Genomic DNA, 16,468 nt, shown 5'->3' with positions numbered 1-16,468 from the left:
TTCACGCAGTAAAACAAAAAGCCCCCGAACCTTTCGATTCGGGGGCTTCTCGTAGAATGTGGCGGTGAAGAAGGGATTTGAACCCTTGATACGATTTCTCGTATACACACTTTCCAGGCGTGCTCCTTCGACCACTCGGACACTTCACCGTTTCTCTTCAAGCTATTCAGCCTGTCGAGGCGCGCTAATTTAGTAGAAGAGCTTTTCTTTGGCAAGCATTTTTTTCAGAATTTTCATGCGCTTAAGCCAATTCCCCGAAAACGCAGGCTTATCAAGGCAATGCTGCCATTGTGCCCAGCGCTTTTTCCCACCGCCAAAGCCCTACCCCGACTAACCAAGGGATGTCGGCCCGGCGCTGACTGGCCAGTCAGCCTTGGCGCTTTACCTGGCCGGCGCCGCTGGGTAACGTCGTCGCCACGCCATCCAAAGGACTCTGCCATGAGCGAGCTGATTACCTACCACGCCGAAGACGGCATCGCCACCCTGACCCTGAACAACGGCAAGGTCAACGCCATCTCGCCGGATCTCATCGTCGCCTTCAATGCCGCCCTCGACCGCGCCGTGGAAGAACGCACCATCGTGATCATCACCGGCCAGCCGGGCATTCTGTCCGGCGGCTACGACCTCAAGGTGATGACCGCCGGCCCCAAGGAGGCTATCGGCCTGGTGACTGCTGGCTCCACCCTGGCCCGCCGCCTGCTGTCGCACCCATTCCCGGTGATTGTCGCAAGCCCCGGCAATGCCGTGGCCAAAGGTGCCTTCCTGCTGCTGTCGGGCGATTACCGTATCGGTGTCGAAGGCCCCTACAAGATCTGCCTGAACGAAGTGCAGATCGGCATGACCATGCACCACGCCGGCATCGAACTGGCCCGCGACCGCCTCAGCCGCGCCGCCTTCCAGCGGGCGGTGAACAATGCCGAGATCTTCGACCCGCAGGGCGCGCGCGAAGCGGGCTTCCTTGACAAGGTAGTGCCGGCCGAACAGTTGCATGAAGCCGCCCTGGCGGCGGCCCGCGAGTTGAAGAAGCTGAACATGCTGGCGCACAAGAACACCAAGCTGAAGGTGCGCAAGGCACTGCTGGAAGCGCTGGACGAGGCGATCCTGCAGGACCAGAACCACATGGGCTGATCGCCGAGCCTATGCCTCTGTAGGAGCGGCTTCAGCCGCGATCACCCGCGCAGCGGGTGCCGGGGACACGGCGCCTGCATCGCGGCTGAAGCCGCTCCTACAAAGACCCACCAGACGCTCACCGAGTATTTGCCCCGGACAGTGCACACCCGTACACTGCGCCGCGACTGACTGGTGTGAGCCGTTCCATGCTTTATATCTTGCGCATGCTCCTGCTGGCGCTGCATTTCCTGCTGGTTGGCGTGCTGGGCCTGCTGATCGGCCTGCTACGCCCCTTCAACCCGGATAACAGCCGCGTGTTCGCCCGCCTTTATAGCGTGCCGGCCGCCTGGTTCATGCGCATCCGGGTAAAAGCCGAAGTCGGCCCGTTGTGGGACCAGCCGCCCGGTTGCGTGATCATCGCCAACCACCAATCCAACTACGACCTGTTCATCCTCGGCCAGGTAGTGCCTCGGCGTACCGTCGCCATCGGCAAGAAGAGCCTGGGCTGGATCCCGCTGTTCGGCCAGTTGTTCTGGCTCGGTGGCAATGTGCTGATCGATCGCAAGAACGCCTACCAGGCGCGCAAAGCCCTGCAGGCGACCACGCGCACCTTGCGCGACGACACCTCGATCTGGATCTTTCCGGAAGGCACGCGCAACCCCGGCGAGCAATTGCTGGCGTTCAAGAAAGGCGCCTTCCACATGGCCATCGAAGCCGGCGTGCCGATCGTGCCGGTGTGCGTCAGCCGCTACACAAAGCGCCTGGGCCTGAACAGCTGGCGCCAACGCACGGTGATCATCCGCTCGTTGGCCCCCATCGCCACCGCCGGCCTCACCTCGCAGGACATCCCCGCACTGATCGAACAATGCCGCACCCAGATGCAGCACTGCATCGACCACATGGAACACGAACTCCCCGTGTAGGCCCGCAATTCTTCACGCCCCACAGGTTGCCCCGGGCCGCCTTACAGCCCAAGCTGTCACGGTGTTCAACCGAATAAGCGGACAACCATGGGTCGAGTCGTCGCGTCGGCGGTGTACAGCGCCGGCAGGAAGGTCACCAACATCAGCCTCGACGAAGGCGCCGAGTGGGCCCGCAAGCCCGGGCACTTCGTCTGGATCGGCCTGGAAGAGCCCAACGCCGAGGAGCTGGCCAACCTGCAACGTCAGTTCGGCCTGCACGAACTGGCCATCGAGGATGCCCTGGAAAAACACAGCCGGCCCAAGCTCGAGACCTTTGGCGACGCGCTGTTCATCGTCACCTACTCGCCGGTGCGCCACGAAGGGAAGCTCGAGTTCATCGAAACCCACATCTTCGCCGGCAACGGCTACATCATCACCTGCCGCAACGGCCACTCGAAGTCCTACGCCCTGGTGCGCCAGCGCTGCGAGGCGCGCCCGCTGCTGCTCGAACATGGTGAAGACTTCGTGCTCTACGCCCTGCTCGACTTTGTCACCGAGAACTACCAGCCTGTCAGCGAGGCGATCCATGGCGAGATCGAGGAGCTGGAGCAAAGCGTGCTCGGCAATTCGCTGAAGGAAGAGGACATCCAGCGCCTGCACAGCCTGCGCCGGGATATCCTGCGCCTGCGCCGCTACGTGGCGCCGATGGTGGAGGTCAGCGAGGAGCTGCAGCGTCTGAGCTTCCCGTTCATCGACAAGAACATGCGCCCGTATTTTCGCGACGTGCAGATCCACGTCACACGGCAGATGGAAGACCTGGCCGGTATCCGCGACATTGCCAGCCAGACCATCGAGATCGGCATGCTGCTGGAGTCATCACGCCAGAGCATCACCCAGCGCAAGTTCGCCGCCTGGGCGGCGATCCTGGCGTTCCCCACGGCGATTGCCGGGATCTACGGGATGAACTTCCAGAACATGCCGGAGCTGGGCTGGCATTACGGTTACTTTGCCGTGCTTGGGGTAATTGGGTTTGGGTGTTCGGGGTTGTACTACAGTTTCAAGCGATCGGGTTGGCTTTAGCCCATTCGCCAGCAAAGCTGGCTCCTACAGGTACCTCCGCAACCCGTAGAAGCCACCCTTGCTGGCGATGCCCGGCATAGCCGGGCCGGCCCGACCATCACACCGTGCTATCGCCCACCTTGGCCGGCTGCTGAATGAAGCGCAACATCCACTCCCCCACGAGGTCGCCCTGGTGTTCGCTCGCCAGGCTGGCCACGGCCTTCTGGTAAACCTCCTCCCCCAGGAAGTCCTGACGCGCATCGAGCAACGCGCGCGAATAGTCGTGGACGAACTCTGGATGCCCCTGGAAGCACAGCACCTGGTCACGGATGTGGTAGGCGGCGTTCGGGCAGAAGTCGCTGGAGGCAATCACCGTGGCACCCTCGGGCACTTCGGTGACCTGGTCCTGGTGGCTGATCAGCAGCGTCAACTCGGTCACCTCCGGGTCCATCCACGGCGCATGGGCTGCCAGGCTGTAGCGGTGGATCCCCACCCCCCAGCCCTTGTCGGCACGCTCGGCCTTGCCACCGAGGGTCAGCGCCAGCAACTGGTGGCCAAAACACACACCCAGCAGTTTCTCGCCACGCCCGTACAACTTGAGCAGGTAGGCCTTGAGCGTCTGGATCCACGGGTCGCTGCCGAACGAATCGGCCTTGCTGCCGGTCACCAGGTAGGCATCGTAGGCTGCATCGTCTGCGGGGTAGTCGCCGTTCATCACGTTGTACACGTCGAACTCGGCGGCGACCGGCTGACGCGAGAACAGCTGCTCGAACATCCTTCCGTAGCCCTGATACTGCGCAACCAGCTCAGGTCGCAGGACATCGGTTTCAAGGATGCAGATGCGTAACGACATAGGAATAGTCCTGAACGACATGTGTGTGGGAATTGCTGTAAAGACTGACGCGAAAGGGCTGTACAAGCAAGTAGGATGTCCAGACGAACGGTAGGCCCTGTAACCCTTGGTAACCCTGCCCGCGCACTCGTCTAGCCCCAGCGTGGCAGCGGTGTGGCCAGTGGCCTTAAAACCAGTTGAAATCATCGAAATCACGGTTAGAACAAAGGGTTCTGAAACAGGGATGACGCGGGCCCTACTGTTGGTTGTATACCCAGACACAAGAGGCAAGCAGAGACGGTGCTTTGTCGTCCCACTGCGATCGACCCGACGCGCGACAGGGAAGCCAAGGGTTATTCAGGAATAACAACAAGAAGGCGGTCCGCCATGTTCAGACAATCGAAAGTACGCCAAGCAGGGCTCATTCTCTTCGCCACCACACTGCTGCTGATACTGCCGAACCTCACCCGGCTGTTCGGTTGAACAGCGCAGTGGCCATTAACGGCAATGCGCAGGTAACCTGCCGACCTTGATGGTTGGAGATTGCCCATGCGCGCGTGCCTCACCCTGATCTGCCTGCTGCTTGCCTTGCCTTCCTGGGCGGCGCAACTGACCCTGGAACTGGGAGCCGTCAGCCGCCACTGGCAAAGCGAACAATTGCTCGGCCACCCCCAGGCCCGCGATATCACCATCGAGCAGGACGTCACCTACAAGCGCACCCTGCATTACCGCGCCGTGCCGCTAGCCGCGCTGCTTGAGGGAGTAGAACCGGGTGATCACCTCCAGGCCATCGCGCTGGACGGTTTCGCCGCCGAGATGCCGGCCGCCTCGTTGCTGCAGCCAGGCCCGGCGCAGGCCTGGCTGGCCATCGAGGATCCAGCCCACCCCTGGCCTTCGATCGGCACAGGGAAACCGAGCGCGGGGCCCTTCTATCTGGTCTGGACCCAACCTCAGGCCAGCCGCATACGCCCGGAGCAGTGGCCGTTCCAGATCAGCACGATTCGCCGCCTGGCAGCGGTCGAGGCACGCTTTCCCGCCTTGCTGCCCGATCCGGCCCTGGCCCTGGACGACCCTGTGCGCCAGGGCTTTGCCTTGTTCCAGCAGAACTGCCTGGCCTGTCATCGCTTCAATGGCGCGGGCGACGCGCAACTGGGGCCAGACCTGAACCTGCCGCACAACCCCACCGAGTATTTCCAGCCGGCATTCCTGCGCCAGTACATTCGTGATCCCCAGAGCCTGCGGCGCTGGCCGCAGGCGAAGATGCCAGGCTTCTCGCCGCAGGTGCTCAGCGAGCAGGAGCTTGATGCGGTACTGGCTTATCTGAAGCATATGGCTGGGCGCAAGGCCGGCGACTAGCGCGCGGCCCTGTTCGCCGGCAAGGCCGGCTCCTACAGGTACGTATGCAAGCAGCTCAGGCGATCGGCCGCTCCTGCTTGACACCCCAGCCTTCGACCTCGCCACCAAACGGCGAAATGGCACGCTCGAAGGATTGTTCGAAGGCCCCGATGCCGCCATGGGTGGCGTACATGACCTTGCTCAGTTCCAGGTGCCAGGCACCGTCGTCCCGCTCGCTGACCTGCGCATTGAGAGACTCGCCGCGAAACGCCCCGGCAGCGCGTCGGGCGCCCGCCTCGTCAGGGAAGACGGCATAGAACTCGATGGGGTGGATGCGGGTGAAATCGAAACCGCCAGCTTTCATCTGGCGCAGGACACTGCTGCTGATGTCTTCGTTCTGGCTGCTCATGAAACGTCCTCCTGCAAAGCAATGGATAGACTTTCAGTGCACGACGCACCTGCCTGGCAACGGTGCCATGCCTGGCAATTAGAGCTGATGCAAGACGCGAATCGAACCGACACAGGCCCGCAGATTAGGCCGGTGCCTCACTCCAGCGTAGTGCCTGTGCAGGCACCACGCCAGAAGCCTGCTTTCAGGGGACTTCACGGATATCGGTGATGACGACGCCGTTCTGCTCCTTGAGCCAACGCGCCGTGGGTGAATGGGTACGGCCCTGGAAGTCGTTGAGGTCCAGCTCGTCCATGACCGGAAACAGATGCGAACGTATCGCGCGCGCGGCGTCTTCCTCGCTGGGGCACTGCTCGGCATTGAGCAGCAGCGACGTCGGCTCGCCTTTCTGGTCGGCAAAGATGACTTCCCACTCTTTCATCGATTGGCCCTCGCTATACGCGCAACGGTGAGTGATACCCGTAATAGCTGACCGCCATACGGGCTCGTCGTTCAGGGGTTCAGACCGGCAACGCAAAAAAAAGCCCGCCGATAACGGCGGGCTTTCCTGGTGCGTATCACTTACTTCGGCGTGCCGTGCACCACACCGGCGGTATTGTCCAGCAGGCTCTTGGTCGCTGTCTGGATATACGCCTCGAGACGCTTGAGCATCTGCGGCTGGTCCGGGCTTTCGATCAGCTCGGCCTTGAACTCGCGGCCCAACTGGTAACGGTACATGCGCGGGGACATGTCCTTGGACTCGATCAGGATGCGGTCACCCTGCACCAGGCCGACGATCTGCTCGCTGCCCGACGGCTTGATCATGCCCACGCCCTCGTCGCCCTCAGGCAGGTTGAGCAGGTCGCGGCCCCAGCACTGGTGACGGGTCTGGCCACCCAGGCGGCCCATGATGGTCGGCACGATGTCGACCTGGGTACCGACAGTGTGGCTCACCGCGCCGAACTTCTCCTGGATGCCCGGGGCGATCAGCAGCAGCGGCACGTTGAAGCGGCCCAGGTCCAGCTCGGTGACCTGCTGGTGGTTGCCGAAGCCATGGTCGCCGACGATGACGAACAGGGTTTCCTTGAAGTAAGGCTCCTTGCGCGCCTTCTCGAAGAACTGGCCCAGGGCCCAGTCGGAGTAGCGCATGGCGGTCAGGTGTTCGTCCAGGCGCCCCTGGCCGGTGACCTTCTCGACCGGCAGGTTGCTCGGCAGCGCGTACGGCGTGTGGTTGGACAGCGTCTGCAGCAATGCGTAGATCGGCTTCTTGCCGTCATGCTTGGCCAGCTCTTCGTTGCCGCGGTCGAACATGTCCTGGTCGGACACGCCCCAGGTCGGGTCGGAGAACACCGGGTTGATGAAGTCGTTGCGGCCGATGAAGGTGGTCATGCCCTGGTTGCCGAAGAACCCGGACTGGTTGTCCCAGGCGAAGTCGCCGTTGTAGACGTACACATCGTCGTAGTCGCGGGCGCTGAGCAGCGCCGGCAGGCCGGACAGCTTGTGGCCACCCTCCGGGGTCTGCATCAGGTACTCGAAGCCCGGCAGGTTGGGGAAACAGGCCATGGTGGCGAACATGCCCTGGTGGGTATGGGTGCCGTTGGAGAAGAAGCGGTCGAACAGCAGACCCTCCTTGGCCAGCTTGTCGAAGTACGGGGTGATGTTGTTCGGGCTGCCCAGGGCGCCCACCGAGTGGCCGGCGAAGCTCTCCATGAGGATCACCACGACGTTCTTGATCGGCAGGGTGCGGCCCTGCGGCGGCACGAAATCACGGCGGATGGCGGCCTCGTCGGCATCGACCAGGGTGTCGTGGGCGGTCAGCAGTTGCTCACGCACGCTCTGGGTGGCCTCGTCCTGCTTGAGCACCGGCTTCCAGATATTGGCGCGGTCCTCGCCATAGCGGCTCTTGGCGGCGTCGATCAGTGTCAGCGTGCCGTTCAGGCCCAGCTGGTTGACGAAGTTCGAGTCCGTGGTGAAGGCGTCGCCCCAACGCATCGGCGGGCCTTGGCGCAGGGTGCCGCGGGCGGCGATCACGGCCACCAGGAGGATCACCATGAACACCGCCAGGCGGCCGTACCACGGTGCGACCGAGCGACGGCCAGAGGCCTGGACGGAATCACCCGCGCCACGGGTCAGGCGATCGATGCCCTTGAACAGCAAGCTCAACAGCCAAGTGCCGAACAGCCACGCCAGCAGGTAGCGGACCACCGGGAAGCCGTACCAGAGCATGCTCATGACGGTCTTGGGGTCTTCCTGGATGTACTGGAACACCAGGCCGTTGAGGCGCTGGTGGAACTCACGGTAGAAGTCCATCTCCATCAGGCCGAGGAACATCACCACGCTCGAGGCGATGGTCAGCCAGAAACGGAACAGCCCACGTCGGGCCATCAGCCAGGGGCTGAGCACGGCCAGCAGCAGCGGGATGCTGATGTACACCACCACCCGCAGGTCGAACCGCAGGCCGTTGAAGAAGCCTTCGGCGACGGTCGAGTAAGGGGTGTCGCCGATCATGTCGCTGTTGTAGACCAGCAGCGCCAGGCGTACCAGGCTGAGCATCAGCATGATCACCAGGCCGCTGAGCAGCGTGTAGGCCAGGTGGGATTTCAGGGTTGGCGAGAACGAGCCTCGCACGCCCTGTTGCTTCAAGGCGTCCGTGTTAGCCATGAATGGAGAGGTCCTAGGATTGCGGTTTGCGGGAAGGCGACAATCGCCAACAGCCTGGAGGTCCGACCATTACCGTGGCCACGGACCAAGGCCGCATTGTGCGGCGCGAATTCTCAAAAATCGAGTGTGAAAATTTTGTCGAAGGGCCGGCCAGGACCCTCGCCGCATCTATATCCGAATGTTGCCCCGCGGCCCGGCGATCGCCCAGATGATCAGCCCCAGCACCGGCAGCAGCACGATCAACAGTATCCACAGCACCTTGATCCCCACCTCCGCGCTGCTCTTGAGCACATTGAGAATCGCCCAGATATCCAGGGCCAGGATGATCAAGCCAACCAGGCCATTGAAGGTCGAACCCATGGCGCCGCCCCCACTAGATGACAGTGTTGCAGAGCATAGCTGGCTATGACGCCGATAGAGGGGAATCCTTGGCCGGCCACGCCGGTCACTGGATAGACTGCCGTAATCCACCGTCCCGAGGTCCGCATGCCCCCAGCCAATACCCAACTCTCGATGATCGGCGCCTGGCGGCAACAGGCGATCGACACCCCCTGGCTCAGCGCCGGCCTGCTGCTGAGCCTGCTCGCCATGCTCGCCTTGCTGATGGCGAGCGTCTGGAATGCCATCAACGGCGACCACGCCGACAACCTTCACCTGGCATTGCTCGGCGGCCTGTCCGGCTTCGGCGCCACGGCCCTCGGCGCGGTGCTGGCGGTGGTCCTGCGTGATGTCAGCGCGCGCAGCCAGGATGTGATGCTGGGCTTCGCCGCCGGGATGATGCTCGCGGCCAGCTCGTTCTCGCTGATCCTCCCCGGCCTGGATGCCGCCCGGGAAATCACCGGCAACGGCCCGGCCGCAGCCTTTACCGTGGTGCTGGGGATGGGGCTGGGCGTGCTATTGATGCTCGGGCTCGACCGTTTCACCCCGCACGAGCACGAAAGCACCGGCCCCTGCGGGCCGGAAGCCGAGCGGATCAGCCGGGTCTGGCTGTTCGTGCTGGCTATCACCCTGCATAACTTGCCCGAGGGCATGGCCATCGGCGTGAGCTTCGCCAACGGCGACCTGAACATCGGCCTGCCGTTGACCAGCGCCATCGCCATCCAGGACATCCCCGAAGGGCTGGCCGTGGCCCTGGCCTTGCGCGCCACGGGGCTGTCGAACTTCAAGGCGGCGCTGGTGGCGATCGGTTCCGGGCTGATGGAGCCCCTCGGGGCGGTCATCGGCCTGGGGATTTCCACCGGCTTCGCCCTGGCCTACCCGATCAGCATGGGGCTGGCGGCGGGGGCGATGATCTTCGTGGTGTCCCACGAAGTGATCCCGGAAACCCACCGCAACGGCCACCAGACGGCGGCGACCCTTGGCTTGATGGGCGGGTTCGCGGTGATGATGTTCCTTGATACCGCGTTGGGTTGAAAGACCAATGCGCAATCCCTGTAGGAGCGGCCTTGTGCCGCGAAAGGGCTACGCAGCAGCCCCGGGATTCCAGCGTTGGCGCAAGGATCTTGGGGCCGCTTTGCGGCCCTTTCGCGGCACAAGGCCGCTCCTACAGGGGAGTAGGTAACCCCCCGGCTCAGACGTGTACCGCCACTTTCAGCGCCTCCAGCGCCGGCTCCACCTTGATCCCCACCGCCGCGCCCAATTCCAGCACCCGCGCCAGGTCGTTCTGCCCCACCATCACCATCTGCAACTCGTCATCGAGCAACTGACTGAAGTTCAGCAGCACATAGCCGCCGGCTTCCTTGTTCAGCGCCCCCATCTGCACCTGGATGCGGTTGAGCGCGGTCAGCGGCTCGGTGCGCGCCAACTGCTTGGGCTTGAGGGTGAACGGCACGCTCTTGTCGAACGAGTCGCTGATCTGCTGGAACAGGTCCTGGTAAGTGTCAGCCTGGAACACCACGGTATCAGGCAAGCTGCCAAGCACCACCCATTCGCCCAGCGGGATCGGGAAGGTGTCGTCGTAGTTGATGTCCGGGTTGGCGGCGAGGAAGGCGGCGGGGTCGGCGTAGGCCTGGGCGGCCTCGTCGGCGATGCGCTCGATGACGTCATCGGGCAGGCAGCCGGCGCCGATGAGGCTGATGAATTCGAGCAACTGGTCTTTCATTGGGGGGCCCTGCGGATTGGCGTAAAAGGCGCCAAGGATAGCCGCAAACGCCCCCAGGGGGTTAGCCGGGCAGCGCCTCGAGGCGCGCTGCGGTATCCATCGCGCCCATGGTCCGCGCCGCGATCAGCGCCGTGATGCCCGCGGCATCGCGGTGCGCCGGATCGGCACCCTGGGCCAGCAGGTGATCGAGGATCTCCAGGCGATTGAACATGGCCGCCAGCATCAGCGCGGTGCGGCCATCAGCGGCGGCGGCATCTACCGGCACGCCCTGCGCCAGCAGCACGCGGATCATCGCCAGGTCGCCCTTGAACGCTGCACCGGCAATGGGCAACTGACCGTTGTCGTTGGCGATCAGCGGGTCGGCGCCATGGGCCAGCAACACGCGAACCGCCTCTTCATGACCGTGATAACTGGCCAGCATCAGCAAGGTGTCGCCCTTGTGATTGCGCAAGTCGGCCGGAAGACCACTGGCGAGCAGGCGCTCAAGCATGGGCGCATCACCGCGACGGGCGCACTCGAAGACTTCTTCGGCGAAGGCGGCGGTCGCTTCGGCGGACTGTTGATCGGACATCGGGAACCTCCTGGCAATTTCGTGGGGCCAAGTGTTGGCCAGGCACCCTCCAGGGGTCAAAGCGGCAGATTCTATGGGGCAGAGAGAACAAACCTATTACCGTGCATTTTGCACTGTGCAAAATGCACGACATTGCAAAATGCAAACAGCCCGATATCAAAAGTAAACATAACCTATTGTTTTATAAGGAATTTATAAAAACAGAAAGACTGGCACGCTCACTGCAAATCCCAACTCACGTCTGCCAGCACAACAGTCAGGAGTTGCCATGGACCTCATTCAGGAAAAATTCACGTCGGTGTTCTCGGCCTACCAGGTCGCCACTCAGTCACGACCAGACGGCGGCATCCTGCTGACCCTGCGCGCCGCTGATGGCGTGGTGACCCGTCGCGTGCTGTCATACGCACAATTGCACAGCGCCGAACAGCTGTCCTGGGCCATCAGCGCCATCCGCCGCGACCTGGCCGAACAGGCCTGCGACCTGCCGGTGATCTCGAGACTGCAAAGCCAGCAGCGCTTCGCCCTGCCAACCTATCGCTGATCGCTCAGAGCTCGTCGAGCCCCGGAAACTGCCGGGCACCGGCATCACCGGTGAACCGCGGCTGCATGCCCTGCGTGCTGTCGAACAGGCGCAACGCCAGGCAGAACGGGGCATCGCCCAGGTCCAACCAGCGCCGTACCGTTGCTGGAATCACCAGTACATCGTCCTTCTCGCACAATACGGCATGGATGAAGCCGCCCAGGCGCAAGTTAACCTGGGCCCGTCCGCTGATCACCGCGAACACTTCCTCGCCGTCATGCACATGCTCATCGCGCAGGTCGTCCAGGGCCGGATCGACTCCCTCGCGGCTGAGCACGGCGAATGCGGCACTGCCGTGGGCCGTCATCAATCGATCGAGCGGCTCGCGGCAGGCCTCCAGGACCTCACCTTCGCTGCTGCCCGGGCGCAGTCGCGCCCCCGATTGCCAGCGACCGAAACGCACGCCCTGCTCGGCCAGCGTCGCGGCGATGTCGTCGTGGTGGGTCAGCACCTTGTTCGGCAGTTCCGGGCTGGACGGGTCGAAAACACTGAGGATGCTCATCAGGGGTCGTTCCTGCTTTCTTTCAGATGGAGGGCAATGATAACGGCTGCGGCCAGTGCCGCGACGCTGGCCATACCAAAGGTGAAGTGCGGGCCCAGCCATTTCCAGCTGTAGCCCGAATACAAAGCGCCCAAGGCGCCACCGGTACCGGACAGCGCCGCGTACAGTGCCTGCCCCTGGCCCTGCTGGCGCGCACCGAAACTGGCCTGGACGAAGGCGATGCTGGCGGCGTGGAAACAACCGAACGTGGCGGCGTGCAGAACCTGGGCGAGTACCAGTACCGCCGGGATCTCGGCCAGGTTGCCCAGCAACAGCCAGCGCACGGCGGCCAGCAGGAAGCTCGCCAACAGCACCCGGCGCACCGAAACCCGCGCGAAGATCCGGCTCATCATCATGAACACCAGCACTTCGGCCACCACCCCCAGCGCCCACAGCAGGCCGATGGCGCCACGGCTGTAGCCCAGGTGCTCCAGGTGCAGGGTCAGGAAGGTGTAGTAAGGGCCGTGGCTGAGCTGCATCAGCGCCACGCAAATATAGAAGGCCACCACGCCGGGGGCCGCCAGTTGCCTGAGGAAGCCCCCTGCCCTACCCCGGTCGGTCTGCTCCACCGGCTGGGCATTGGGCACCCACAGGCTGGCGACGACGATGCCCGCCATGATGGTCACCAGCGCCACCGGGTAGATGTCCAGGCTCAGCCATTCGAACAGGCGGCCCAGCCCGACCACGGTGAGGATGAAGCCGATCGAGCCCCACAGCCGGACCTGACTGTAGCGTGAAGTCTGGCCATGCAGGTGGGCCAGGGTGATGACCTCGAACTGTGGCAGCACGGCGTGCCAGAAGAACGCGTGCAGCGCCATGACCAGCGCCAACCAGGCGTAGCTCTTGCCGAAGAAGATCAGCGAGAAGGTCGCCAGCGTCGCCAACGCCCCCAGGCGCACGATCAACAGGCGCTGGCCCGTGCGGTCACCCAGCCAGCCCCAGAGATTGGGAGCCAGGCAGCGCATCAGCATGGGGATGGCCACCAGTTCGCCGATGCGTGCCGGGGAGAAGCCCAAGTGGTCGAAATAGAGCGCCAGGAACGGTGCGGTGGCGCCGAGCAGGGCGAAGTAGCAGAGGTAGAAGCTGGACAGGCGCCAGTAGGGGATGGGGGGCATGGGCTTGATCGATAGGTCGGTTTGGCCTTGCGGTCCCTTCGCCGGCAAGCCGGCTCCTACCGAGGCGCTGTCGTACCTGTAGGAGCCGGCTTGCCGGCGAAAGGGGCCACCCTGATATCAGAGCTGCCCCAACACCGGGGTATGTACCGTGACACCGGCATTCTGTGCGCGATGACGCAGCAAGTGGTCCATCAGCACGATGGCCATCATCGCCTCGGCGATCGGCGTGGCGCGGATGCCGACGCAAGGGTCGTGACGGCCCTTGGTAATCACCTCGACCGGATTGCCGTCGATGTCGATCGAGCGGCCGGGCGTGGTGATGCTCGAAGTAGGCTTGAGCGCCAGGTGGGCGACGATCGGCTGGCCCGAGGAGATGCCGCCGAGAATGCCGCCGGCGTTGTTGCTGAGGAAGCCTTCGGGGGTCAGCTCGTCACGGTGCTCGGTACCACGCTGGGCGACACTGGCGAAACCGGCGCCGATCTCCACGCCCTTGACTGCGTTGATGCTCATCAGCGCGTGGGCGAGCTCGGCATCGAGGCGGTCGAAAATCGGCTCGCCCAGGCCCGGCATCACGCCTTCGGCGACCACGGTGATCTTCGCGCCCACCGAATCCTGGTCACGGCGCAGCTGGTCCATGTACGCCTCCAGCGCCGGCACCTTGTCCGGGTCCGGGCTGAAGAAGGCGTTCTGCTCCACCGAGTCCCAGGTCTTGAACGGGATCTCGATCGGGCCGAGCTGGCTCATGTAGCCGCGCACACGGATACCCTGGGTGGCGAGAAACTTCTTGGCGATGGCGCCGGCCGCCACGCGCATGGCGGTCTCGCGCGCCGAGCTGCGACCACCGCCACGGTAGTCGCGCAGGCCGTACTTGTGGTGGTAGGTGTAGTCGGCATGGGCTGGGCGGAACAGGTCCTTGATCGCCGAGTAGTCCTTGGATTTCTGGTCGGTATTGCGGATCAGCAGGCCGATCGAGCAACCGGTGGTGCGGCCCTCGAACACCCCGGAGAGGATTTCCACCTCGTCCGGTTCCTGGCGTTGAGTGGTATGCCGGCTGGTGCCGGGCTTGCGCCGGTCGAGGTCGTGCTGCAGGTCGGCGAGCGAGATCTCGAGGCCCGGCGGGCACCCATCGACAATGGCGACCAACGCCGGCCCATGGCTTTCGCCAGCGGTGGTGACAGTGAACAGCTTGCCGTAGGTATTGCCGGACATGGACGCTCCGCGAGATCAGCCTGAAATGAACGAAAGCGGCCAGTATACGGAAAACACCACGGTAATGGTGGCCCGTGCTGACCTCAATGTAGGCGCCGGCTTTGCCGGCGAAGGGGCAGCGAACCTTCCACAAACCCCAAGGTCGAAACCAGACCTCCCCAGATAGTACCCGTTGATGAAGTCGCGCCTCGCCGCCCTCCTCCTGCTGCTTTGCACTGGTCTAGCCCAAGCCGCCCCCACCGTGCTGCAACGCCCTATCGACCTGGACACCGGTCAGGGGGTGCTGCACGGCAGCTTGCTGTTGCCGCAACAGGATACCCCGCCTCCGGTGGTGCTGATCATCGCCGGCTCCGGCCCTACCGACCGCGATGGCAACAACCCCGCCTCCGGGCGCATCGACAACCTCAAGCGCCTGGCCCTGCTGCTGGCCGGCGAGCACATCGCCAGTGTGCGCTACGACAAGCGCGGCGTGGCCGCCAGCCAACCGGCCACGCCCGACGAGCGCGACCTCAGCGTCGAACGCTACGTGGCCGACGTCGTCGCCTGGGGCCAGGCATTGCGCCATGACCCTCGCTTTGGCCCGTTGATCCTGGTCGGCCATAGCGAAGGCGCACTGATCGCCAGCCTGGCCGCCGAGCAGGCCGGCGCCAGCGCAGTGATCACCCTGGCCGGTAGTGGCCGCCCGGTGGCGCAGGTGTTGCGCGAGCAACTGGCCCAACGCTTGCCCCCTGCGCAACTGAACGCCGCCGTGGCGCTGATCGACAGGTTGCAGGCGGGGCAGACCAGCCTGGACGTGCCGGCGCCCCTGCGCCAGGTATTCCGCCCCAGCGTGCAGCCGTACCTGATCTCGCTGCTGCGCCAGGACCCGGCGGCAGCCTTTGCCCACCTCAAGGTGCCCGCGCTGATCGTCCAGGGCCGCAATGACGTGCAAGTCGAAGTGGCCGACGCCGAGCGCCTCAAGGCCGCCAAGCCCGATGCCGAGCTGGCGCTGATCGACGGCATGAACCACGTGTTGCGCATCAGCCCCCGAGATATCCGCCAGCAACGCGACAGCTACCTCAACCCGGAACTGCCCCTGGCGCGCGAGCTGGGTGAACGGATCGTCGCCTTCATCCACCAGTTGCCACCGACCTGAGGGTTCGATCACCGACAATACTCAGGTCTTGGCCCGAGCTGCCGATAATGCAGCTATGAAGGTCGTGATCACGGCGCCAAGGCCCGCTGAACACCTGGCCGCCGTGCACTTGAGGATTGTCCCGATGACCGATGCCCCCGCCGCCGAGGCGACAGAAGAACAAGCCCCGGACAGCGCTCCCCAGCCCTGGGCGGACCTTGCCGCCGAACACTTCCAGCTGCTGCGCCTGGCGCCGCTGCCGACCGACCGCAACAGCGGCGCACGGCCCCTGCGCTTCGTCCAGTTCGGCTACGCCGAGCGTCACGACAAGGCCCACAGCCTGCTGCGCATGGAAATCCGCCTGCCCGGGCAGAAAGTGCGCAAGGAACAGAACCAGCTGGACATCCGCGTCGACCACGAACAGCGCCTGGTGCGCATCGGCAGCGACAGTGGCCTGCAACTCGAACCGCTGAACCGCGGTCTCGGCCGCTTCCTGCTGGCCCAGGCGGTGCAGTGGTTGCAACAACGTTGCTCGCACTACCGGGTCGAAGGCATGAGCTTGCCGAACAAGGATGCGCTCAACGAGGACACTCGCCTGCGCCGCGACCACGTGCTGGCCAGCGTCGGCCTGGCCGTGGAATACGCCGATGGCCAGTTGCTCAAGGGGCGAGTGGTGGAAACCGCGGTGGGCCAGCTCAAGGGTGGCTGGAACACCGAGAAGGTCCAGCGCGTCGATATCATCGAGGCGGCCGGCATGCTGCAGCAGGCCGAGCAGAACCTGATGGAGAAGGAAGCCCAGTTGCGCGAGCGTGACGAGCGCGTGGCCAAGTACCGTCGCGAGGACAGCGGCTTGCGCTTCACCATCACCTGCCTGGTGGCCTTCGCGGTGTTCCAGGCGGGGCTATTGATCTGGATCGCCACCCGCTGATTGTTCGCCGGCAAGCCGGCTC

18 protein-coding genes and 1 tRNA gene are annotated in these 16,468 nt (G+C 64.1%); 8 read left to right on the top strand and 11 right to left on the bottom strand.

Going from position 1 to position 16,468, the window contains the following annotated elements; translation table 11 throughout:
* Positions 1-59 precede the first annotated feature (59 nt).
* Positions 60-149: transfer RNA gene (locus NGM28_RS14075), tRNA-Ser, on the bottom strand.
* Positions 150-438: 289 nt separating this feature from the next.
* Between NGM28_RS14075 and NGM28_RS14070 the strand changes: the two genes are divergently transcribed.
* From NGM28_RS14070 to NGM28_RS14060, 3 genes are all read left to right on the top strand, one after another.
* On the top strand, positions 439-1,128 hold the full coding sequence (locus NGM28_RS14070) for a crotonase/enoyl-CoA hydratase family protein (RefSeq protein WP_252090537.1): 690 nt from the start codon (positions 439-441) through the stop codon (positions 1,126-1,128).
* Positions 1,129-1,316: 188 nt separating this feature from the next.
* Positions 1,317-2,033, top strand: coding sequence for a lysophospholipid acyltransferase family protein (locus tag NGM28_RS14065; RefSeq protein WP_240065805.1), 717 nt, complete (start codon positions 1,317-1,319; stop codon positions 2,031-2,033).
* An 87-nt stretch (positions 2,034-2,120) separates the two neighbouring features.
* Positions 2,121-3,092 (top strand): magnesium and cobalt transport protein CorA, encoded by a 972-nt coding sequence (locus tag NGM28_RS14060; RefSeq protein ID WP_240065804.1) that lies wholly within the window; start codon positions 2,121-2,123, stop codon positions 3,090-3,092.
* A gap of 97 nt (positions 3,093-3,189) precedes the next feature.
* On the opposite strand, the gene NGM28_RS14055 is transcribed toward NGM28_RS14060, so the two are convergent.
* Positions 3,190-3,924: an amidotransferase gene (locus NGM28_RS14055; RefSeq protein WP_252090536.1), complete on the bottom strand. Its 735-nt coding sequence runs from the start codon at positions 3,922-3,924 to the stop codon at positions 3,190-3,192.
* Between the two features lie 528 nt (positions 3,925-4,452).
* On the opposite strand from NGM28_RS14055, the gene NGM28_RS14050 reads away from it, so the two are divergent.
* Positions 4,453-5,259, top strand: a complete 807-nt coding sequence (locus tag NGM28_RS14050) for a c-type cytochrome (RefSeq protein ID WP_252090535.1) — start codon at positions 4,453-4,455, stop codon at positions 5,257-5,259.
* Positions 5,260-5,314: 55 nt separating this feature from the next.
* Here the strand turns inward: NGM28_RS14050 and NGM28_RS14045 are convergent, their stop codons facing one another.
* From NGM28_RS14045 to NGM28_RS14030, 4 genes are all read right to left on the bottom strand, one after another.
* The gene (locus tag NGM28_RS14045) at positions 5,315-5,647 is read right to left on the bottom strand and encodes a ribonuclease E inhibitor RraB (RefSeq protein ID WP_011532819.1); all 333 of its coding nucleotides are present in this window, start codon (positions 5,645-5,647) and stop codon (positions 5,315-5,317) included.
* Between the two features lie 184 nt (positions 5,648-5,831).
* The gene (locus tag NGM28_RS14040; RefSeq protein ID WP_240065801.1) at positions 5,832-6,068 is read right to left on the bottom strand and encodes a hypothetical protein; all 237 of its coding nucleotides are present in this window, start codon (positions 6,066-6,068) and stop codon (positions 5,832-5,834) included.
* Positions 6,069-6,208: 140 nt separating this feature from the next.
* Positions 6,209-8,287 carry an LTA synthase family protein gene (locus NGM28_RS14035; RefSeq protein ID WP_252090534.1) on the bottom strand — a complete coding sequence of 693 codons (2,079 nt, stop codon included), beginning with the start codon at positions 8,285-8,287 and terminating at the stop codon, positions 6,209-6,211.
* Between the two features lie 168 nt (positions 8,288-8,455).
* Entirely contained in the window at positions 8,456-8,647 is a 192-nt protein-coding gene (locus tag NGM28_RS14030; protein WP_240065799.1) for a PLDc N-terminal domain-containing protein, read from the bottom strand.
* A 126-nt stretch (positions 8,648-8,773) separates the two neighbouring features.
* On the opposite strand from NGM28_RS14030, the gene NGM28_RS14025 reads away from it, so the two are divergent.
* Positions 8,774-9,700 (top strand): ZIP family metal transporter, encoded by a 927-nt coding sequence (locus tag NGM28_RS14025; RefSeq protein WP_240065798.1) that lies wholly within the window; start codon positions 8,774-8,776, stop codon positions 9,698-9,700.
* A gap of 157 nt (positions 9,701-9,857) precedes the next feature.
* Here NGM28_RS14025 and NGM28_RS14020 read toward each other — a convergent pair whose 3' ends face one another.
* Positions 9,858-10,388, bottom strand: a complete 531-nt coding sequence (locus NGM28_RS14020; protein ID WP_252090533.1) for a hypothetical protein — start codon at positions 10,386-10,388, stop codon at positions 9,858-9,860.
* A gap of 61 nt (positions 10,389-10,449) precedes the next feature.
* A complete protein-coding gene (locus tag NGM28_RS14015; protein ID WP_252090532.1) occupies positions 10,450-10,959 on the bottom strand; it encodes an ankyrin repeat domain-containing protein in 510 nt (169 codons plus the stop codon).
* A 268-nt stretch (positions 10,960-11,227) separates the two neighbouring features.
* On the opposite strand from NGM28_RS14015, the gene NGM28_RS14010 reads away from it, so the two are divergent.
* Positions 11,228-11,500: a DUF3509 domain-containing protein gene (locus NGM28_RS14010; protein WP_213660093.1), complete on the top strand. Its 273-nt coding sequence runs from the start codon at positions 11,228-11,230 to the stop codon at positions 11,498-11,500.
* A gap of 4 nt (positions 11,501-11,504) precedes the next feature.
* On the opposite strand, the gene NGM28_RS14005 is transcribed toward NGM28_RS14010, so the two are convergent.
* From NGM28_RS14005 to aroC, 3 genes are all read right to left on the bottom strand, one after another.
* On the bottom strand, positions 11,505-12,041 hold the full coding sequence (locus NGM28_RS14005; RefSeq protein WP_252090531.1) for an oxidase: 537 nt from the start codon (positions 12,039-12,041) through the stop codon (positions 11,505-11,507).
* Positions 12,041-13,195, bottom strand: a complete 1,155-nt coding sequence (locus tag NGM28_RS14000) for an MFS transporter (RefSeq protein WP_252090530.1) — start codon at positions 13,193-13,195, stop codon at positions 12,041-12,043. The genes NGM28_RS14005 and NGM28_RS14000 overlap by 1 nt, the downstream gene beginning before the upstream one ends.
* A gap of 117 nt (positions 13,196-13,312) precedes the next feature.
* Positions 13,313-14,404, bottom strand: a complete 1,092-nt coding sequence (gene aroC / locus NGM28_RS13995; RefSeq protein WP_240065793.1) for a chorismate synthase — start codon at positions 14,402-14,404, stop codon at positions 13,313-13,315.
* Positions 14,405-14,579: 175 nt separating this feature from the next.
* On the opposite strand from aroC, the gene NGM28_RS13990 reads away from it, so the two are divergent.
* Together NGM28_RS13990 and NGM28_RS13985 are read left to right on the top strand one after the other, a co-directional pair.
* On the top strand, positions 14,580-15,539 hold the full coding sequence (locus tag NGM28_RS13990; RefSeq protein WP_240065792.1) for an alpha/beta hydrolase: 960 nt from the start codon (positions 14,580-14,582) through the stop codon (positions 15,537-15,539).
* Between the two features lie 124 nt (positions 15,540-15,663).
* A complete protein-coding gene (locus NGM28_RS13985; protein ID WP_240065791.1) occupies positions 15,664-16,446 on the top strand; it encodes a hypothetical protein in 783 nt (260 codons plus the stop codon).
* The last annotated feature ends 22 nt before the right edge of the window (positions 16,447-16,468 follow it).

The organism is Pseudomonas sp. MWU13-3659 (genome assembly GCF_023757525.1).
Classification (GTDB): domain Bacteria; phylum Pseudomonadota; class Gammaproteobacteria; order Pseudomonadales; family Pseudomonadaceae; genus Aquipseudomonas; species Aquipseudomonas entomophila_E.
The sequence above is the reverse complement of the archived record's forward strand: the minus strand, read 5'-3'. Positions and strand labels throughout refer to the sequence as shown.